21 protein-coding genes, 1 tRNA gene and 4 pseudogenes are annotated in these 18,615 nt (G+C 69.3%); 19 read left to right on the top strand and 7 right to left on the bottom strand.

The annotated features are described in order from the left end of the window. Nucleotides 1–14: 14 nt before the first annotated feature. Nucleotides 15–941: pseudogene (locus O7608_RS02170) on the top strand (DMT family transporter); the annotation flags it as partial. Between the two features lie 24 nt (nt 942–965). On the opposite strand, the gene O7608_RS02165 reads toward O7608_RS02170, so the two are convergent. Continuing rightward, complete coding sequence (locus O7608_RS02165; protein WP_421358127.1) at nt 966–2,051, bottom strand: PHP domain-containing protein; 1,086 nt, start codon at nt 2,049–2,051, stop codon at nt 966–968. A gap of 153 nt (nt 2,052–2,204) precedes the next feature. On the opposite strand from O7608_RS02165, the gene mtnA reads away from it, so the two are divergent. Next, the gene (gene mtnA, locus O7608_RS02160) at nt 2,205–3,194 is read left to right on the top strand and encodes an S-methyl-5-thioribose-1-phosphate isomerase (RefSeq protein WP_289208389.1); all 990 of its coding nucleotides are present in this window, start codon (nt 2,205–2,207) and stop codon (nt 3,192–3,194) included. A 12-nt stretch (nt 3,195–3,206) separates the two neighbouring features. Here mtnA and O7608_RS02155 read toward each other — a convergent pair whose 3' ends face one another. Continuing rightward, nucleotides 3,207–4,232 carry a prephenate dehydrogenase gene (locus O7608_RS02155; RefSeq protein WP_421358126.1) on the bottom strand — a complete coding sequence of 342 codons (1,026 nt, stop codon included), beginning with the start codon at nt 4,230–4,232 and terminating at the stop codon, nt 3,207–3,209. A gap of 142 nt (nt 4,233–4,374) precedes the next feature. On the opposite strand from O7608_RS02155, the gene O7608_RS02150 reads away from it, so the two are divergent. The 4 genes from O7608_RS02150 to O7608_RS02135 all read left to right on the top strand — a co-directional run bounded on the left by O7608_RS02150 (nt 4,375) and on the right by O7608_RS02135 (nt 6,261). Beyond that, entirely contained in the window at nt 4,375–4,737 is a 363-nt protein-coding gene (locus O7608_RS02150; RefSeq protein ID WP_289208387.1) for a hypothetical protein, read from the top strand. Between the two features lie 58 nt (nt 4,738–4,795). Next, nucleotides 4,796–4,960: a hypothetical protein gene (locus O7608_RS02145; protein ID WP_289208386.1), complete on the top strand. Its 165-nt coding sequence runs from the start codon at nt 4,796–4,798 to the stop codon at nt 4,958–4,960. Between the two features lie 168 nt (nt 4,961–5,128). Next, on the top strand, nt 5,129–5,767 hold the full coding sequence (locus O7608_RS02140; protein ID WP_289208385.1) for a tRNA adenosine deaminase-associated protein: 639 nt from the start codon (nt 5,129–5,131) through the stop codon (nt 5,765–5,767). Then, a complete protein-coding gene (locus O7608_RS02135; protein ID WP_289208384.1) occupies nt 5,764–6,261 on the top strand; it encodes a nucleoside deaminase in 498 nt (165 codons plus the stop codon). Before O7608_RS02140 ends, O7608_RS02135 begins: the two co-directional genes overlap by 4 nt. Nucleotides 6,262–6,342: 81 nt before the next feature. On the opposite strand, the gene deoD is transcribed toward O7608_RS02135, so the two are convergent. Beyond that, nucleotides 6,343–7,050 carry a purine-nucleoside phosphorylase gene (deoD, locus tag O7608_RS02130; RefSeq protein WP_289208383.1) on the bottom strand — a complete coding sequence of 236 codons (708 nt, stop codon included), beginning with the start codon at nt 7,048–7,050 and terminating at the stop codon, nt 6,343–6,345. Between the two features lie 92 nt (nt 7,051–7,142). Between deoD and O7608_RS02125 the strand changes: the two genes are divergently transcribed. The 3 genes from O7608_RS02125 to O7608_RS02115 all read left to right on the top strand — a co-directional run bounded on the left by O7608_RS02125 (nt 7,143) and on the right by O7608_RS02115 (nt 7,865). Beyond that, nucleotides 7,143–7,232, top strand: a tRNA-Ser gene (locus O7608_RS02125). Between the two features lie 118 nt (nt 7,233–7,350). Continuing rightward, nucleotides 7,351–7,608 carry a type II toxin-antitoxin system Phd/YefM family antitoxin gene (locus O7608_RS02120; protein WP_289208382.1) on the top strand — a complete coding sequence of 86 codons (258 nt, stop codon included), beginning with the start codon at nt 7,351–7,353 and terminating at the stop codon, nt 7,606–7,608. Beyond that, nucleotides 7,605–7,865 (top strand): Txe/YoeB family addiction module toxin, encoded by a 261-nt coding sequence (locus tag O7608_RS02115; protein WP_289208381.1) that lies wholly within the window; start codon nt 7,605–7,607, stop codon nt 7,863–7,865. Before O7608_RS02120 ends, O7608_RS02115 begins: the two co-directional genes overlap by 4 nt. Nucleotides 7,866–7,929: 64 nt before the next feature. On the opposite strand, the gene O7608_RS02110 is transcribed toward O7608_RS02115, so the two are convergent. Continuing rightward, nucleotides 7,930–8,811 carry a LysR family transcriptional regulator ArgP gene (locus O7608_RS02110; RefSeq protein ID WP_289208380.1) on the bottom strand — a complete coding sequence of 294 codons (882 nt, stop codon included), beginning with the start codon at nt 8,809–8,811 and terminating at the stop codon, nt 7,930–7,932. A gap of 84 nt (nt 8,812–8,895) precedes the next feature. On the opposite strand from O7608_RS02110, the gene O7608_RS02105 reads away from it, so the two are divergent. Together O7608_RS02105 and O7608_RS02100 are read left to right on the top strand one after the other, a co-directional pair. Next, nucleotides 8,896–9,489: a LysE/ArgO family amino acid transporter gene (locus O7608_RS02105; RefSeq protein ID WP_289208379.1), complete on the top strand. Its 594-nt coding sequence runs from the start codon at nt 8,896–8,898 to the stop codon at nt 9,487–9,489. 110 nt (nt 9,490–9,599) lie between these two features. Next, on the top strand, nt 9,600–11,186 hold the full coding sequence (locus O7608_RS02100) for an LLM class flavin-dependent oxidoreductase (protein WP_289208378.1): 1,587 nt from the start codon (nt 9,600–9,602) through the stop codon (nt 11,184–11,186). Here O7608_RS02100 and O7608_RS02095 read toward each other — a convergent pair. After that, nucleotides 11,173–11,919: a maleylpyruvate isomerase family mycothiol-dependent enzyme gene (locus O7608_RS02095; protein WP_289208377.1), complete on the bottom strand. Its 747-nt coding sequence runs from the start codon at nt 11,917–11,919 to the stop codon at nt 11,173–11,175. The genes O7608_RS02100 and O7608_RS02095 overlap by 14 nt on opposite strands. Before the next feature lie 182 nt (nt 11,920–12,101). Between O7608_RS02095 and O7608_RS02090 the strand changes: the two are divergent. After that, nucleotides 12,102–12,191, top strand: a pseudogene (locus O7608_RS02090) (sigma factor-like helix-turn-helix DNA-binding protein); the annotation flags it as partial. A 49-nt stretch (nt 12,192–12,240) separates the two neighbouring features. Beyond that, nucleotides 12,241–12,726, top strand: coding sequence for a hypothetical protein (locus tag O7608_RS02085; protein ID WP_289208376.1), 486 nt, complete (start codon nt 12,241–12,243; stop codon nt 12,724–12,726). A 146-nt stretch (nt 12,727–12,872) separates the two neighbouring features. On the opposite strand, the gene O7608_RS02080 is transcribed toward O7608_RS02085, so the two are convergent. Next, nucleotides 12,873–13,064 (bottom strand): hypothetical protein, encoded by a 192-nt coding sequence (locus O7608_RS02080; protein ID WP_289208375.1) that lies wholly within the window; start codon nt 13,062–13,064, stop codon nt 12,873–12,875. Between the two features lie 95 nt (nt 13,065–13,159). Between O7608_RS02080 and O7608_RS02075 the strand changes: the two genes are divergently transcribed. From O7608_RS02075 to O7608_RS02055, 5 genes are all read left to right on the top strand, one after another. Next, nucleotides 13,160–13,390, top strand: coding sequence for a hypothetical protein (locus O7608_RS02075; RefSeq protein ID WP_289208374.1), 231 nt, complete (start codon nt 13,160–13,162; stop codon nt 13,388–13,390). Between the two features lie 154 nt (nt 13,391–13,544). Next, on the top strand, nt 13,545–13,835 hold the full coding sequence (locus tag O7608_RS02070; RefSeq protein WP_289208373.1) for a hypothetical protein: 291 nt from the start codon (nt 13,545–13,547) through the stop codon (nt 13,833–13,835). A gap of 1 nt (nt 13,836) precedes the next feature. Beyond that, nucleotides 13,837–14,088 (top strand): hypothetical protein, encoded by a 252-nt coding sequence (locus O7608_RS02065; RefSeq protein ID WP_289208372.1) that lies wholly within the window; start codon nt 13,837–13,839, stop codon nt 14,086–14,088. Nucleotides 14,089–14,579: 491 nt separating this feature from the next. Continuing rightward, nucleotides 14,580–16,169, top strand: coding sequence for a DUF262 domain-containing protein (locus tag O7608_RS02060; RefSeq protein WP_289208371.1), 1,590 nt, complete (start codon nt 14,580–14,582; stop codon nt 16,167–16,169). A gap of 3 nt (nt 16,170–16,172) precedes the next feature. Next, the gene (locus tag O7608_RS02055) at nt 16,173–17,426 is read left to right on the top strand and encodes a type II toxin-antitoxin system HipA family toxin (RefSeq protein ID WP_289208370.1); all 1,254 of its coding nucleotides are present in this window, start codon (nt 16,173–16,175) and stop codon (nt 17,424–17,426) included. An 86-nt stretch (nt 17,427–17,512) separates the two neighbouring features. Here the strand turns inward: O7608_RS02055 and O7608_RS02050 are convergent. Next, nucleotides 17,513–17,659, bottom strand: a pseudogene (locus O7608_RS02050) (haloacid dehalogenase); the annotation flags it as partial. 60 nt (nt 17,660–17,719) lie between these two features. Here O7608_RS02050 and O7608_RS02045 point away from each other — a divergent pair. Then, nucleotides 17,720–18,611: pseudogene (locus O7608_RS02045) on the top strand (IS982 family transposase); the annotation flags it as partial. Nucleotides 18,612–18,615: the final 4 nt, after the last annotated feature.

Raw genomic sequence — 18,615 nt, 5'->3', positions numbered from 1 at the left:
GCAGAGTGTCAGGGGTGCAGACCCCTATCGGCCCTGACCTGAGCGGAGCAGGCCCCCGGCCGGCCCGTTGGCTACCCGGGTTCGTCCTGCTCGCGGTCGTCTGGGGGTCCAGCTTCCTGTTCATCAAGGTCGGCGTGGCCGAGCTGCACCCGCTGTACGTGACCCTGGGCCGGGTCGCCGCCGGCGCGGCGACGCTGCTGGTCGTGCTGGTGGTCACCGGCGACCGGTTGCCCCGCGACCTGCGGCTGTGGCTGCACCTGACGGTCGTCGCGGCGGTCGGCGTCGCACTGCCCTTCACCCTGTTCGGGTACGGCGAGCAGCGGATCCCGTCGCTGCTTGCCGGCATCTGGAACGCCACCACGCCGCTGATCGTGCTGCCGTTCGCGGTGCTGGTGTTCCGTACCGAGCGGTTGACGGTCCGTCGGGCGGCCGGCACCGCGCTGGGCTTCGTCGGGGTCCTGGTGGTGCTCGGCGTCTGGCAGGGGGTGGGTGGGGCGCAGCTCACCGGGCAGCTGATGTGCCTCGGTGCGGCGGCCTGCTACGGGTTCGCCATCCCGTACCAGAAGCGGTTCGTCGCCGGGCGGCCCGAGACCGGCGTCGCGCTGACCACCGCGCAGTTGCTGCTCGCCACCGTTCAGCTGCTGGTCGTCGCCCCGTTGGTGGCCGGCGCACCACCCGTACCGACGCAGCTGTCCCCGCAGGCCCTCGGCAGCGTGCTGGTGCTCGGCGCGCTCGGCACCGGGGTGGCGTTCGTGATCAACATGCGCAACATCCGGCTGGTCGGGGCGAGTACGGCGGCCACCGTCACCTACCTGGTCCCGTTGGTCGCGGTGGCGATCGGTGTGCTGGTGCTCGACGAGCGGCTGGCCTGGCACCAGCCGGTCGGCGCGGTGGTCGTCCTGGCCGGGGTGGCCCTGGCCCAGGGGTCCCGGCCGCGTCGGCTCTCAGGCGGCCGCCGGCTGACCTCAGGCGGCCGCCGGCTGATGTCCGGCGGTCCAGTCGAGCAGCCGCCGCACCGGCCAGGTGTTGACGACCCGGTCCGGCTCGACCCCGCAGAGCACCGCCCGGGCGCAGCCGAATCGTTGCCAGTCGAGCTGCCCGGGAGCGTGCGCGTCGGTGTTGACGGCGAACAGGCAACCGGTCTCCACCGCTAGCCGGATCAGCCGTTTCGGCGGGTCCTGCCGCTCCGGCCGGGAGTTGATCTCCACTGCCTTGCCGTGCTCGGCGCAGGCGGCGAAGACCGCCGCCGCGTCGAAGTCGCTCGGCGGCCGTGACCGGGCCCGGTGCCCCCGGTCGCCGGGTCCGGTCACCCCGGCCGGCCGGTCGGTGACCATCCGGCCGGTGCAGTGACCGAGGATGTCCAGCCGGGGGTTGGCCACCGCAGCCAGCATCCGCCTGGTCATTCGCGCCCGGTCGTCGCGCAGGTTCGCGTGCACCGAGCCGACCACCACGTCCAGTTGGTCGAGCAGCTCGTCGGACTGGTCGAGGGAACCGTCCGGCAGGATGTCCACCTCGATGCCGGTGAGGATCCGGAATCCGGCCGGCAGCGCGGCGTTCACCGCCGCGACGTGGTCGAGTTGCCGGCGCAGCCGCGCGGCCGTCAGCCCCCGGGCGACGGTCAGCCGGGGGGAGTGGTCGGTCAGCGCCAGGTACTCGTGGCCGAGTTCGACCGCGGCCAACGCCATCTCCTCGATCGGCGAGCCCCCGTCGGACCAGTCCGAATGGGTGTGGCAGTCGCCGCGCAGCGCGGCCCGCAACGCGGTCGCCGCCTCGTCCAGGTCGGTGCCCTCGGTGGCCAGCAGCCGCCGCAGGTAGACCGGCTCCTCGCCGGCCAGCGACTCGGCGACGCAGCGGGCCGTGACCTCACCGACCCCGGCCAGCTCGGTCAGGGTGCCGGCGGCGGCCCGCTCGGCGACCTCGTCGGCGCCCAGGGCGGCGAGCGCACTGGCGGCAGAGCGGAACGCCCGTACCCGGTAGGTGGCCTCGTTGGCGCGTTCCAGCAGGAACGCGATGCGACGCAGGTCGGCGACCGGGTCCCGGGCAGTGCTCACACCGGCCACCCTAGGCGGTACGGACCGACCGCGCGCGGCGATCCCGACGGGTGTCCGCCGCGTCGGCCGTCGAACGCGACGGGTGTCCGCCGCACTACCCACGGTCGAATCTGCGGGTGCCCGCAGGGCGCCGACGACGATAGGGTCGACGCCATGCGGACCATCGACTGGGCCGGCGACGCCGTCGAGATCATCGACCAGACCGCGTTGCCGGAGCACACCATCGTCCGGCGACTATCCACAGTCGAGGAGGTCGTCGAGGCGATCCGGTCGTTGGCGGTACGGGGCGCTCCGGCGATCGGCGTGGCCGGCGCACTCGGCGTGGCACTCGCCGCCCGGCTGCACGCCGCCGCGCCGGCGGACCTCGCAGCCGCCGTCGCCCGGCTCCGGTCGGCCCGCCCCACCGCGGTCAATCTGGCCCGGGGCGTCGACCGGGCGGCGGCCCGGATCCCCGTGGGGCCCGATGCCGTGCTGGCCGAGGCGACCGCGCTGATGGCCGAAGAGGAGGCCGCCTCGGCCGCGATGGCCAGCGCCGGTGCCGACCTGCTCGGCGAGCTCTGCGGTGACCGGCCCCGGCTGCTGACCCACTGCAACACCGGGGCGCTGGCGACCGTGGTGGGTGGCACCGCCCTCGGGGTCGTCACCGAACTGCACCGACGGGGTGCGCTCGGCGCGGTCGTCGCCAGCGAGACCCGACCGTTGCTGCAGGGCGCCCGGTTGACCGCCTGGGAGCTGGGCCGGGCCGGGGTCGACTTCCGGGTGGCGGTCGACGGGGCCGGACCGTTCCTGATGGCCCGGGGGCTGATCGACGCGGTGATCGTCGGCGCCGACCGGATCTGCGCCAACGGCGACACGATCAACAAGATCGGTACGTACGCGCACGCGCTGGGTGCCCGCCGGGCCGGGCTGCCGTTCATCGTGGTCGCACCTGAGTCCACGGTGGACGTCGCGACCGCGACCGGAGCGGAGGTGGAGATCGAGGACCGGGGCTCGGCCGAGGTCGTCGGGTTCGCCACGGCCCGGACCACCCCGCCCGGCACCGAGGCGGTCAACCCCGCGTTCGACGTGACCCCGGCCGACCTGGTCACCGCCATCGTCACCGACCAGCGGGTGATCCGGCTCGATCGCGGCGAGCGGGTCTGACCGCGCCGTTTCTCAGTCCGTCGGTTCGGCCGGCGCCGGCCGAACCGCGGTCACCGTACGGCGGTCGTCGGCGACCGCGCTCACCCACCCGCCGGCCCGACCCAGCCGCAGCAGGGCGTCGGGCTGGGCCGGCAGCTCCAACGGACGCCCCGGGGTCGGCGGCCAGTCGGTGCGCGCCGCGTTGCCCGTCGACAACCACGGCACCAGCGCCGGGATCGGCTCGGCGGCGTCCAACGCCGCCCGGGCCACCGACAACGCCGCCAGCACCTCGTCCAACGCCGACCGCACGGCCGCCGCGTTGCCGCCGCACATCGCCGCGACCAGCTCGGGGCGGCTGGCGGCGACCCGGGTGCCGTCGCGGAAGGATCCCGCCGCCAGCGACCAGGCCAGCGGGTCCGTCACGGCGGTGGCGGCCAGCGCCGAGGCCAGCAGATGCGGTACGTGACTGATGGCGGCGACCGCCCGGTCGTGCTCACCGGCGGTGGCCGGCACGACCCGGGCACCGAGCCCGGTGACCGCCGCCGCGACGGTCAACCAGTCGTCGATCGCGGTGACCTGAGGTTCCAGGCAGAGCACCCAGGAGCAGCCGGTGAACAACTCCGGGTCGGCGGCGGTGAATCCGGAGGTCTCCCGGCCGGCCATCGGGTGGCCGCCGACGAAACCGGCCGTACGGTCGTGCAGACGGTGCAGATGCCGGTCGACGAGCTGGCGTACCGGCTCCTTGACCGACGTCACGTCGGTCACCAGCCCGGTGTAGCCGACCGCCGCGACCTGGTCGAGCACCTGGCCCAGCGCGGGCAACGGCACCGCCAGCAGCACCAGGTCGGCGTCGGTGACCGCGTCCCGCACCGTCGGTGACACCTGCCACCGGGCCCCGGTCGCGGCCCGGGCCGCCGCCGTCCGGGCGGTCGCCCGGGTGGCCGGGTCGGCGTCGTAGCCGAACACCCGATGGCCGGCCGCAGCGAACGCGCGCAGCGCGGAGCCGCCGATGAGCCCCAACCCGATGACCGCCAGACGCACGCGGTGACTCTGCCACATCGCCGTCGGGGTCGGCCGGGCAGCCGTCGTCGGTACGCTGTCGGCAGGACAACCGGCGCGCGGCAGGACACGGTCCTCAAGCGTGCGGGGCGGCAGACGGCCGGTCGGTGCAGCGGGCGGGGCGGACGAAGGAGCGAGGCAGATGCGGGACCACCCGATCAACTGGCCGTCGCCCCACTGGCCGTCGCCGCTTCCGCCGATGCCGCCACCACGGCCGACGTACCGGGAACCGCATCCGGTGCGGCCGGGGGCCATCGCCGCCGGTGCGCTCGCCACCGCCCTCTGGCTGCTGCTGACCGGGCTGCTCGGTACGGATCTGCGCAGCTACGCCCTGACGACGCTGGCCGGCGGGGCGGTCGCCTGGGGGGTCGCGGTCCTGCTGGCCTGGATCGGTGACCGGGGCGTCGCCACCGGTGTCGCCCTGGCGACGTCGGCGGGCTGGAGCATCGCAACTGTGGCGATCGCCACTCACTGGGCCGCCACCGGCAGTTGGCCGCTGTGGTGATCCGGGCGGCCGAATTGCGGGCTTGACGAACGCCGTACCGGTCGGCACGCTCGGCGGCATGGCCAACACTGGGCATCGGCTCGACCCGCAGCGGCACCGCCGTCGCTTGCAGATCCTCGCCGAACTCGCCGGCGCGAAGATCGCCCGCGACCGGGAGCGCCCCCGCCGGGTGCGGGACCAGCAGCTGCGCGAGCTGATCGCCGCACGCCGACTGGTCAACTGACTTTCCCGACGGCTGTCGCACACCCGTCCCTGCACGTCAGGGGTGTTCGGGGCGTTGTGGGGTCAACGACCGACCTGACCCGATACCGTCATCCTGACGACTGATTCGGCGGTTACCGACGGCGGCGAACGACGCCGGAAGGTCACCGCAGGGACCATTGGGGGGACCGTGCCCTACTTTGCTGCCGCTGCCGTACGCGGCCCGGCCGGTTGGTCAGGTGCCGAACTGGACCTCGGCGGGGTCGCCGACATCGACGAGGTGGTCGACCGGCTCCGCGAGGTCGACCCGGACGCCGAGGTGTCACTGCTGTTCGTCGAATCGGACGACTGCTACCTGGTGATCATGCGCCTTGACGAGGGCGAGGACCTGCGGATCTTCAGCTCGGACGCGGCGTTCGCCGACGAGTCCCGGCTGGGGGCGCTGCTGATCGGCGACATCCGGACACCTGCGGTCGAGGTCGATCTGGAACCGGTCGTGGTCGGTGCCGCCGCCGGCGGGGGCACGGTCGCCGGTGGCGTCGCCCCGTCGCCCGGTGGCGGTGCCGGCGGGTACGCCGCCGGTGACCCACTGGCCGACTTCGACGACGACGTGGACGCCCTGGCCGACGAGGAGGACGACGAGGAGCCGGTCGCCGACCCGGACGCGGAGCCGGTCGGCGACGCCGACCTGCTCGCCGACCTCGGGGTGTCCGCCCGCCGGCTGCTGGCGCTCTGCTCCCGGGACGGGATGCTGCCGGCCGACGTGACGGCAGAGGTCTGCCAGACCCTCGGCTGCGGCGACGAGATCGAGGAACTGCGCGAGGCGTGACCGGTCCGGGGAGCACCGTGCCGGCCGCGCGACGCCACCGCGACCCGCAGCACGAGCGGTGGATGCGGCGGGCGCTGGCGGTCGCCGCGGCCGAACCGCCGCCGGTCGGCGCGGCCGATGTGCCTGTCGGGGCGGTCGTCTACGACGCCCACGGCATCGAACTGGCGACCGGGCGCAACGAACGTGAACTGACCGGCGACCCGACGGCCCACGCCGAGATCCTCGCGTTGCGGCGGGCCGCCGCCCGACGCGGCGAATGGCGGCTGGACGGCTGCACCCTGGTGGTCACCCTGGAGCCGTGCACGATGTGCGCCGGAGCGTTGGTGCTGGCCCGGGTCGCCACCGTGGTCTTCGGCGCGTGGGAGCCGAAGACCGGGGCGCTCGGCTCCCTGTGGGACGTGGTCCGGGACCGGCGGGTCAACCACCGGCCGGCGGTGTACGGCGGGGTCCTCGCCGACGAGTGCGCCGCCGCGCTGCGGGCGTTCTTCCGCTGACGTACGGGTGCCCGCGAACTCGCGGCGGCGGCCGTACCCCTGGCGGCGGCGTACCTCGGTCGGTAGGGGTGACGGCGACGCTCAGGCGACGACGGTGTCGAGTGCGATCCGTACCATTTCGCTGAAGGTCTGCTCGCGGTCCTCGGCGCTGGTCTTGTCGCCGGTCCGGATGTGGTCGCTGACCGTGAGAATGGTCAGCGCGCGGGCCCGGAACCGGGCGGCGATGGTGTACAGCGCGGCCGACTCCATCTCGACCGCCAGGACCCCGTAGTCGGCGAGGGTGTCGTACAGGTCCGGCCGGTCGGTGTAGAAGGCGTCGGCGGCGAGCACCGGCCCGACCCGCATCGCGACGCCGTGCCGGGCCGCCACGTCGACCGCCGTACGCAGCAGCCCGAAGTCGGCGACCGGGGCGTAGTCGACCAGGCCGGCGAACCGCACCCGGTTCATGTTCGAGTCGGTGGCCGAGCCGTTGGCGGCGATCACGTCCCGCAGCTGCAGGTCGTCGGTGAGCGCGCCGCAGGAGCCGACCCGGATCAGGGTCTTCACCCCGTAGTCGTTGATCAGCTCGTGGGCGTAGATCGACGCCGACGGCATGCCCATGCCGGAACCCTGGACGGAGACCGGCGTGCCGGCGTAGGTGCCGGTGAAGCCGAGCATTCCCCGTACGGTCGAGTAGCAGGTGGCGTCCGTGAGGAAGTTCTCGGCGATCCACTTGGCGCGTAACGGGTCACCCGGCATGAGGACCCGCTCGGCGATGTCGCCGGGGCTGGCTCCGATGTGCGTGCTCATGTCCATGATCCTGCCAGGTGGGGTCGGGACCGCTCCGGTGCGGGCGGATACCGCCGCGACGTCGCCACCGCTCGTCGGGTACCCTTCTCGGCGGTGGTGTGTCCGAGTGGCCTAAGGAGCACGCCTCGAAAGCGTGTGAGGGTTCACGCCCTCCGCGGGTTCAAATCCCGCCGCCACCGCCACTGAACAGGCAAAACGTCCGGCAGTCCAGGAGGACCAGCCGGGCGTTTTGCCTGTCGGTCTCAGTCCTGGTCTCAGTGCAATGACTGGTACCATTTACGGTACGAGTTTGGGGGTGCCATGACCGAGGCGATCACCGCGAGCGAGGCGCGCAAGACCCTGTTCCCGCTCATCGAGCGGGTCAACGAGGACCACACGCCGGTGGAGATCGTCTCCAAGCGCGGCAACGCGGTCCTGGTCAGCAAGGAAGACTGGGATTCGATCATGGAAACCAACTACCTGCTTCGATCCCCCGCCAACGCGAAGCGTCTCGTGGAGAGTGTCGAGCAGTGGCGCGCGGGTAAGGCCCGGGAACGCGATCTGGGCCCCGAAGAGTGAAGCTGAGCTGGACGGACCACGCCTGGGACGACTACCTGTACTGGCAGACCCAGGACCGCAAGACCCTCAAGCGGATCAACGCGCTGATCTCCGACATCAAACGAGACCCCGACGGGCCGGGCATCGGCAAGCCCGAGTTGCTCCGGAACAACCTCGCCGGACTCCGGTCGCGTCGTATCGACGACGAGCATCGCCTGGTGTACGCCGTCGAGCCGGGCGAGGTCACGATCATCTCCTGCCGTTACCACTATGGATAGTCGGCTCGCCGCATCCTGCCGCTGAGGAGACCTGACCGCGATCGGGCGAGGTCGGTGCGGGCCGTCAGTGCAGTGCGGTGCCGGCGGCGGCCCGGACCGCCGCCGTGAGCGCCGACAGCACTGTGGACTCCAGACGCCAGTACTGCCAGTACAGCGGCACGTCGATGTGGTGTCCGGCGGCGACCTCGACCAGCCGGCCGGCGGCGATGTCGGGCCGGGCGATGTCCTCGGGGACGAGGCCCCAGCCGAGGCCGAGTCGGATCGCCTCGGTGAAACTGGCCGACGCCGGCACCGAGTGCGTCGGTGGGTCGAGGTCGCGGCCGGTGACGGCGCGGACGAAGCGGTGCTGCAGGGTGTCCTTGCGGTTGAACCGGAGCATCGGGGCGGTCGCGAACGCCGTGGTGAGGTCGCCGTCGGCGAACCACACCGGGTACCGGTCGGGCGCGGCGACGGCGAGGTAGCGCATCGCGCCGAGCCGGTGCACCCGGCAGCCCTGGACGGCGACCCGTTCGGTGGTGACCGCCGCCATCACCGTCCCGGCGCGCAACAGCTGCGCGGTGTGCCCCTCGTCGTCGGTGTGCACTTCGAAGATCACGTCGGGCAGGGTGGTGAGGACCGGCAGGAACCAGCCGGCGAGGGAATCGGCGTTGACGACGACGGCTACCCGGGTGCGGGACGGCCCGTCGAGTACGCCGCGTGCGGCGCGCAGCGCCTCGTGCTCCAGCAGCGCGATCTGGCCGCCGAGGCGGACCAGGGGCAGCCCGGCGGCGGTCGGCGCGCACGGTCGGGTCCGCTGGACGAGGACCTGACCGACGACCTGCTCCAGCGCCTTGATGCGTTGGCTGACCGCCGACGGTGTGACGTGCAGGACCTGTGCGGCCGTGTCGAAGCTGCCGTGCGCCACGACCGCCTGGAAGGTCGCGAGCTGGACCGGGTCGAGTGGCATGAGCAGACCTAACATAAGCGAGATTCACCGTACGGAAGAAACTTTAGCTGGAGTGCAGGACGTCGCCGCCCTAGCGTTCGCCACATGGGTTCCGTGTTCGCCGGGTTCGGCCTCTCCCTCGCGCTGATCGTCGCCATCGGGGCGCAGAACGCGTTCGTGCTGCGCCAAGGGCTGCGCCGGGAACACGTACTGCCGGTCGTGCTTACCTGCGCGACAACCGACGCGGTCCTGATGGCCGCCGGCATCGCCGGCCTCGGCGCGGTGCTGACCGCGGCCCCCGCGATCCTGACGGCCGTCCGCTGGGGCGGCGCGGCGTTCCTGCTCGGCTACGCGGCGCTCGCCGCCCGGCGCGCCCTGCGGCCCGGCGACCTCACCCCACTGGACCGGCCGCCGGCGACGCTGCGCGCCACACTGCTGACCTGCCTGGCGTTCACCCTGCTCAACCCGCACGTCTACCTGGACACGGTGGTGCTGGTCGGCGCGGTCGCCCAGCAGTACCCGAGCCGGTGGGCGTTCGGCACAGGGGCGGCGGCGGCGAGCCTGCTGTGGTTCGCCGGGCTGGGTCTCGGTGCCCGCTGGTTGGCGCCGTTGCTCGCCCGCCCGGTCGCGTGGCGGGTGCTGGACGCGTCGATCGCCGTGGTGATGGTGGTCCTCGCGGTGTCGCTGCTCCTCGGCTGACGCCCACTGGCGGTCAGCCGGACTGGTGATCCTGGCCACTGTCGGGCAGGTCCCGGCCGCGTCGACCGTTCCGCAGGACGATCCTGTCGCGGATCGAGGGGGGCGAGAAAATGACCGACTACGGGCACGATCTGCTGTTCGGTACGTTCGTCACACCGGTCGCCGCACAGGCCGACCAGGTGGTGGCGCTGGCCCAACTCACCGAAGAGGTCGGCCTCGACCTGGTGACCGTGCAGGACCACCCGTACCAGGCCCGGTTCCTGGACACCTGGACGCTGCTGTCGGTGATCGCCGCCCGCACCAACCGGGTACGGGTCGCGCCGAACGTGGCCAACCTGCCGTTGCGCCAACCCGCCGTACTGGCCCGCAGCGCGGCCACCCTGGACCTGCTGACCGGCGGCCGGGTCGAGCTGGGCTTGGGCGCGGGCGCGTTCTGGGACGCCATCGCCGCGATGGGCGGCGGCCGACTCACCCCCGGGCAGAGCGTCCAGGCGCTGGAGGAGGCCATCGCGATCATCCGGGGGATCTGGGCGGTCGACGGCGGATCGGTGAAGGTCGACGGCACCCACCACCAGGTCCGGGGTGTCCATCCCGGGCCGGCACCCGCCCACGACATCGGCATCTGGCTGGGCGCGTACAAAAAGCGGATGCTGACCGTCACCGGCCGGCTCGCCGACGGCTGGCTGCCGAGCAGCCCGTACGCGCCGCTGGAGCAACTGCCGGCGATGAACGCGGTGATCGACGACGCGGCCCACGACGCCGGCCGCGACCCGGCCGCCGTCCGCCGGCTCTACAACATCGCCGGATCCTTCGGCCGGGGCAGCGACTTCCTCACCGGGTCGCCGGCGGACTGGGCCGAGCAGTTGGCCGAGCTGACCCTGCGGGACGGCGTCAGCGGATACATCCTGACCAGCGACGACCCGGACATGATCCGGCGGTTCGCCGCCGAGGTGGCCCCGGCGGTGCGCGACCTGGTCGCCGCCGGCCGGTCCGCCGCCGCAGCCCCGGCGGCGAGCAGTCCGGCCCCGGCCGCCACGATGGCTCCGGCGGAAGCGCCGGCCCCGGCCGTGAGCAGCCCGGCCGCGTCGGCGGCTGCGGCCGCCGCCGGGATCACCCCGACCCCGGACGACGGGGTACGGCTCAGCGGCGAGCGCCTCTGGGACGAGTCGACCCGGCCGACCGCACCCGCGCCCGACCCGACCCTGCGGTACAGCCCCGCCCAGCGGGCGGCCGGCCAGCACCTGATCGACGTACACGATCATCTGCGCAGCGAGTTGCGGACGGTGCGGGACCTGATCGGCCAGGTCGCCGCTGGCAGCATCAGCGCCGGCGGCGCCCGCGCCCACATCAACACGATGACGATGCGGCAGAACAACTGGACGCTCGGCGCCTACTGCGAGTCGTACTGCCGGGTGGTCACCACCCACCACACCATCGAGGACATCAGCATGCTGCCGCAGCTGCGCCGCGCCGACCCCGGCCTGGCGCCGGTGGTCGACCGGCTCGCCGAGGAGCACCACGTGATCCACGACGTGCTGGAGCGGGTCGACCGGGCGTTGGTCGCCCTGGTCAGCGAACCGGACCGGATCGGCGAGGTGCAGGCCGCCGTCGACCTGCTGACCGACACCCTGCTGTCGCACCTGTCGTACGAGGAGCGTGAACTGGTCGAGCCGTTGGCCCGGTTCAGCCAGGGGTGAGCGGCGGCGCGACCGCCGCCCGGGCCCGCCGGTCCGCCGGCGGTGGGTCGATCAGGACCTGGCCGGCCATCGCCAGCCGACGGACCGGATGGAACTTGGGCCGGTCACCGAGGACCCGGGCACGCAGGACCGGTACGCCGTCGCCGTCGAGCTCGTCCCAGCCGGCGTCGCGGCCACTCATGGTCAGCAGCAGCGCCTCCGCCGGGCCGCGTACCGGGGCACCCCGCCCGATTCGCCACCCGGTGTCGGTGGCGGTCAGCTCCAGCCCGCGAAGCTGCGGCCCACGCGAGTAACCCAGGGCCGGATGGTGCGCCAGATGGTGGAAGGCCACCCAGCGGGACTCCTCGGGCGCGTCCCGGGGGATCCCCAACGGCCGGCGGATGTCCAGGTCGTGCAGTACGGCGTCGGTGAGCACCGGATCGAAGCCGGAACGGGGAATCGTTGTGCGTGCCCCGGCCCGCCGGTGCAGCGTATCGACGAGCTCGGCGATCGGCCGTCGGGCGGCCCAGCGGGTGAGCGTCACGTTGATCCGATCGATGTCGGCGGCCGTGGCTACGATCCCCAGATAGAGCTTGACCTGCCCGAACCTCAGGTAGGTGGTCAGGTGCGCGGCGACGTCGTGCATGGTCCACCCGGCGCACAGACTCGGCGTACGGAGTTGGTCGGGGGTGAGCCGGCCGAGGGTCCCGGCGAGCGCCTGCCGTTCGCGCACCACCATGTCGTACACGCGCACGCCGTCACGCTACGGCCGTCGCGCCGCCGTCGACGTCTTCGAGGTTGCGGTTCCTGCGCGATGACGATTCCGGCACGACGTGCAACCCCGGGGCCGCAACCGTGTGGGGAAAGGGTGGAAGGGGCCGGCAGCCGGCGGTCCGACCGTCGAGGAGGCCACTTTGTCGAAGAAGCCCGTCGTGTTACTGGGAGGACCTGAGCCTGGTCGAGACCGCCGAAGCACTGGGCTGCTCGGTCGGCACGGTGAAGAGCCAGTGCGCCCGCGGGCTGTAGCGGATGCGTGAACTTCTGCCCGACGACGTGGCCATAGGGGGCGAAGCCTGTGAACGAGTCCGACTTGACCTCGGCGTTCATCGAGGTCTGGGCGGCCGCAGCGCCGCCGCACCGGCTGACACCGCAAGCTCTGATCGCCGCCGGGCAGCAGGCGCGCCGCCGCCGTCGGATCGCCACGACGGCCGGCAGTGGGCCGGCCGTGCTCGTGGTCGTCACCCTGGGCATCGGTACGGTGAACGCGTTGTCGTCCGGTCGGCACGAGGCTCCTCCGATCGTGCCGGGCTACTCGTCGCCGACCGCCGTACCGGAGCCGCCGGTACCTGCCACGCCGGCCCCGACGTTCACCCCGGCACCGGACCACCCGCCGACCCTGGCCGTACCCGTCTCGCCGCGCGTGCCGTCCTCGGTCCCCGGTGGGCCGGCGATCGACATCTCTCCGTCGGCGGACCCGGCGGTGCCGGTGGAACCGGAGGCGGGTGTCTCGGCCACAGCGGAGGAGCCCCTACCTGACCCGCCCAGCGCGTCGCCTCGCTGACCCTGCGATCAACTCTGCCGGCTCCGAGCCGTGATCCACAGCGTCTCTTCGACCCGACACGCCGGGGCCCGGTCAGCTGGAGCGCTGTGGATCATGGTGCGCTGTCAGACGTCAGCGCACGGCCGACCAAGGTACGTCAGGAATCGCTACAGCGCTTCTTCTTGGAACGGTCGGTTCTGTTTGATCCAGGCGACGACTTCTTCGCGTGCCCAGATACGGCCGACGGTGAGCGTATCGAGTGGTTTCGGAAAGTCTGGCCGGTTGACGATGGTCTGGGTGCGCTGACGGCTGATGCCGCCCATGAGCGCCTGGATCTCGCTCAAAGCCACCAGTCTCATGCAGAGAACGCTACGGTGTCAAGGTTAGCAATGGCAGCAACTTGCACCCGTTGCTACCATTGACATGTTTGATGGTTGTGGGTCACTCTTGAGGCATGACGTCGATGGATGAAGATCTCTGGGCTGAATCGGAGCCGAGCACAGACGACGCCGACGTCACCCGTGAGTGCGTGACCGATGAGGCGGCCGACATGGTTCTCACGCTGCGGTGGAGCTACGAGGACTTGAAGGCCGAGCACGGCGAGGTCGGTGCCCGGCGGATTCTCGCCGAGATCCTGGCTCGGTGGGAGGCCAACGGTGGTGAGCCGGCGTCGCTTGACGACTGATGACGCGTGACCGCTCGAAGTCGTCCATCTGAAAGGAATCCATCGATGTGGAGTATCGGTGCGCTGTTCGGGACGGCGTTGCTCGGCTTCTGCGCCGGGATGTGGTCGTTGTGGTCGTTCAAGGTGAAGTCGCGGTGGTGTCCGGTCTGCGGGTGTGCGACGTACCCGATGGCGGATCGGTGTGGCGGGTAGCCGGCTGCTCCGCACACCGGAGCCGAAGCCGGGCGACGTCCTGGTGGTCGGCCGTGAGGCCAGCGTGCAGTTCGCCGGTGACCGGGCACTGAGGTTCCGGGTCATCTCGGTCGACCGGAAGCCGACGTACGAAGGCTGGGCGTGGGTGACCGGGTACGTGATCGACAGGTTCGGGGACGCCGCCGAGCGGCGAGAGATGTTCGTGCAACGCCGAGGGCTCTACCGGCTGCCCCGGCGCGAACAACGACCGTGAAGTGGAGAGTGCAGTGATCGTCGAGATGCTTCGTGAGCTGGTGTTGCGGTGGCGGGAGTGGCGGGACGGGCGGTCGGCGGCGTCGAAGCGGCTGGCGAGGCTGGCCCAGGAGCGGTCGGCGGCGCGGCATCGGAGATTGGAGGGCAACCGGGGTCACCGCTGGTCGTCGGAGCCGACGGTGCTCACTCCGACCCTGCGTCCGCTGATGACCTACGGCCAGCGGCTCGGCTACCGCGTACCGGCGAGACTGTGATCTGACCCGGCAGCCGAGCCGGACGCCGAGCTGAGAACTAGAGTCCTACGAACGCCGCTGGCCGGTTCCGTGATGGACCGGCCAGCGGCGTTGCGGCTGCTCAGAGAGCGGAGGATACGAGATTCGAACTCGTGAGGGTGTGAACCCAACCCACTTTCCAGGTCTGCTGACACGCGTACGCTGAACGCCACTCGCGTCCTCTCCTAGGGAGGCAGCTCCTAGGGAGGCAGCGCTCACTGAACGGGGCCGGCCGGGTTCGTACATGAATGAGACGGAACTGAGACAGCGCCTTGGCCCGTTCGAGCGGCTACAAGACTCCGAGTGACCCTCGGCGACCGAACGAGCGGGCAGGCAGGGCTTCAGACGCGCCGCCTGGGCCGCGCGAGTGGCCAGTGAGAGCGGCGTCGGCCAGCTTCTGGCTAAGGCGCGCGTATGCTGGTTGCGTCTCATGCCAAGACGGAGGGTCTTCAGCGCAAATTGAGAGGAATGGGATGACTCAATCGGCCGAGCAGCTAAACCGACCCCGGTCGACCAATTTTTACGTTCCTGACCTTGTTGACCAGGGCTTGAAGGGTCAATTACGGATTCCTCGCTTTCAGCGAAGCTTCGTATGGGACGAAAAAGACGTACTGGATTTATTCGATAGTCTGTGGCGAGGCTTTCCAATAGGCACGCTACTTCTTTGGCAAAAGAGCGCGGCGGCCGGTGCGGTCGAATTTGGCCCGCTTTCTATCGCTGTCCGCGAGCGGACTGACGCTTTGTGGGTTGTTGATGGGCAGCAGCGTATTACATCCCTCGTCGGTGCCCTGAATCCGACTCACCGCAATGTCGATAAACGCTTTGAGGTATTTTTTGATCTAAGGCGAGGGCGATTTGCGACAGGCGGTAGTTCTGTGCCACCCACTTGGCTGCCGGTGCACAGGGCAGTCGACAGCAGGTCCTTGCTTTCCTGGCTAAGAGAGCATGTCGACGACCTTGAACCGGACGACTATGACGCAGCGGATGCTCTAGGGGGCGCTCTGCGCGATTATCAGGTACCTGCATACATAGTTTCCGGCGATGATGATTATCTTCTCCGTAAAATCTTCGACCGAGTCAACTCGGCCGGTAAGCCCATCGGGCGGGCCGACGTCTTCCACGCATTGTTCGCGAGCGAAGCGGAGCCGGGCAGCCCTCAGACTGTAACCGAAGCCCTCAGTCGTCTAGGGTTCGGAATCGTTGATTCCGACCGCGTTGTTCAAAGCCTTATTGCGCTGAGGGGTGGCAACATTCAGCGCGATCTACGCGACGAATTTGATAGCGGCGAAAATGCCGCAGAATGGTACGAGAAAACCGAGCAGGCTCTGACACTGGCAATCACCTTCTTGCGGAAGCAGGGGATCCCTCACCTATTGCTGATGCCCTCTACTCTCCCACTCCCCGTGCTAGCCGCATTCTTTCATCTCCACCCTGAGCCAGATTCCTGGACTCAGCGGCTTCTAGGCCGGTGGCTGTGGCGTGGATGGGTCCATGGTTTTGGTCGGCAAGGACAGACGCCGGCGTTGCGTCAGGCGATCTACAGTGTCAACCCAAAGAAGGGGAAGCCCGACCTAGCCCCGGTCGAAGACCGCGCTGCCCTCGGCTTGATCTCCAGCGTCGTGGACGAGGATTCCTACAACTTGAGACTGCATCCATTCCGTACTGAGTCGTCTCCAGCGAGGCTGGCTATGTTGGCACTGGCTTCCTTGCACCCACTGGACTTGGACGGGCGGCCGATCGACATCGGCGCTCGGTTGGAGGAGCAGGGTGTAGGGGCGGTTACTGAACTGGTGCCTAAACGGCGCGGACACGTGGGTGCGCGTGGGTTTTGGCCGCGTAACGCTGGATACCCGACGGGATTCGAGCCGTCTAAAATACTAGAAAGTCACGGCATAACTGCTGAAGCTGCGGAGGCTCTGCGGGCTCGCCGGATCGATGATTTCGTTGCCCTGCGAACTGCGTACATCGAAGATCTCCTGGGGCGGTATGTATCGTCCCGAGTTGAATCGAAGACCCTCGCGCGTCCGGCATTATCCAGCCTGATCGTTCAGGATGAGGACTGAGTCATGGAATCGAGGCTCGCGCGAGTAGGATTAGTGCAGCTTCTTTCGCCAGAGGGTGAGTGGCAAAACGTAGGTCGCCTGGTCAACAATGACGAGATTACCCGGTTCGAGTCCGATGAAGGGTACTGGCGTCAGGAACGTCGCCTGGTACTTGGCCAGATATTCGAGGAAAACGAGCCGACTTGGCGTCCTAGTCAAAGGGTCTCGGTTCCGACTTGGTTTTCCCACCTCTTACCAGAGGGCTATCTAAGGTCGGCAGTGGCCTTGGCCACTTCCGTGAACCCTAAAAGGGAGTTTCCGATGCTTCTCCGCCTCGGGAGGGACGACCTCCCGGGCGCGGTTCGAATAGTGTTAGCAGAACCTTCCTCAGTGGATTTGGGGCTTGCTGAGCCTCTAACGTCTGAGAATGTGGAAGCTCCGGAAGATGCTGTCCTCAAATTCAGCCTCGCTGGCGTGCAGCCAAAGTTTTCGGTCGTCATGACAAATGCCCGAGGGCTCACGATTCCTGCTCGCGGGCAGGCTGGCGATTGGATTGTCAAGCTTCCAGACGGAAGACCTGGCTTCGGCGGCGTTCCCCAGTCGGAGCTGGCCGGACTAGAGTTGGCTCGTAGGATCGGTATCCCTACTCCTGAGGCCATGTTGTTTGAGGTAGCGGATATCGAGGGCTTGCCTGGCTGGGCCCGGTCGTATCCCGGAGATGCGTTGGCTGTCAAGCGGTTTGATCGGAAGCCTAATGGAGGGCGTGTCCATGCTGAAGTTCTTGCGCAAGTACTGGACGTGCCCACAACGAATGAAAGACTAAAGTACGTCCGAGCTAACTTTGAGACGGTAGCTTCTCTGATTGGGGCCCTTTGTGGGCCCGATGCGATTTTTGACGTAGTCGATAGAATTGTCCTAAATGTAGTGATCGGTAACGGCGATGCGCACTTAAAGAACTGGGCTCTAACGTACCCTAACGGGGTTCTTCCGGCCTTAAGTCCGGCTTATGACATCGTGCCAACGGTCCTTTATATCGAGAATGACGACCTAGGGCTCAAGCTGGATGGCTCCAGAGAGTTCGGGTCGGTCACGCCTGCTAGCTTTGATCGCATGGCCAACCGGACGGAAATTGAGGTAAGGCATATCCGCACGAGGGTAGCTCGTGCGGTAGAGCTTATCATTCAGGAGTGGCCAGTGTTGAAGGAGTTTCTCCCGCAAGCTGCATACCAGCGGCTTACGGCACGTAGGGATTTGCTGCCGTTAGTTGGAGATAGCTAGGAAGCTCGATGGCCATTTCTGACCTGCTCATAACCAGCCGTGGTCCGATGGAACGTCGCGCTACCAGGACGCTACCAGGAGCTCTGCAGCCCGGCTTGCCGGGCAGCCACAATGACCTCTCGGCCGTAGTGCGTGGGCTCGGCGGCTTGGCGTTCGGCTGCGCATGGCGCATCCTCCACTGCTCGCGTGACGCCTTGGTCGCTGCTCGCCCCGATGCGGCGCAGTACCTCTAGACGAGTAAGTCCTAACGACCCGGTGTGTGGGTATAGGCGAAGGGTGTTGAAGATCCGTTTGTGACGACAGACCTCAACACCCTTCTGACCGCACTGTACGTGAAGATCGACGACTGGCTCGGACGGCCTCGCAGGACCGGTAGGCCACCGAAGCTGTCCGACGCGGAACTACTCACCCTGGCTGTCGCGCAGGCACTGCTCGGAGTACGTTCCGAGGCGCGTTGACTACGGTTCGTACCCAGGCATCTACCCGGAGCGTTCCCGTACCTGCCCGGACAGTCCGGGCTACAACAAGCGTCTGCGGGCCGCGTTACCGCTGCTCAAGCGCGCCCTCCGGGCGGTCGCCGCAGACACCGACCTGTGGTCCGACACGACCTGGGTGGTCGACTCCACGCCGGTGGAGTGCGGCCGGTCGAGACCGACGGTGAAACGCTCCGACCTGGCCGGGTGGGCCGGTTACGGCCACTGCGCCTCGCACTCGCGGTTCTTCTGGGGCCTGCGTCTGCATCTGGTCTGCACCCCGTCCGGTCTACCCATCACCTGGGCCCTGGCCACCCCGAAGGTCGACGAGCGGCAGGTACTCACCGCGATCCTCGATCACGACCCGGACCTCGTCACCGACCGTCCGGGTCTGTTGATCGTGGCGGACAAGGGGTACGTCTCCGCTGAGCTGGACCGGTGGCTGGCCGAGCGCGGGGTGCGGTTGCTGCGACCGTCGTACCGTAACCGCGCTCCCCGTCGTGACGAGCACCTGCTCAAGCCGGTCCGTCAGCTGATCGAGTCGGTCAACGACACGTTGAAGGGCCAGCTCGACCTTGAGTTACATGGCGGCCGAAGTATCGAGGGAGTGGCCGCCCGAGTCGCGCAGCGGCTCCTCGCGATGACGGCCACGATCTGGCACAACCGGGCCACCGGCCAGCCCATGACCAGGTCCCTGATCGCCTACGACCACTTGA

This window comes from Solwaraspora sp. WMMA2056, from assembly GCF_030345095.1.
Taxonomy (GTDB): Bacteria; Actinomycetota; Actinomycetes; order Mycobacteriales; family Micromonosporaceae; genus Micromonospora_E.
This window is presented reverse-complemented; position numbering and strand designations above follow the sequence as displayed.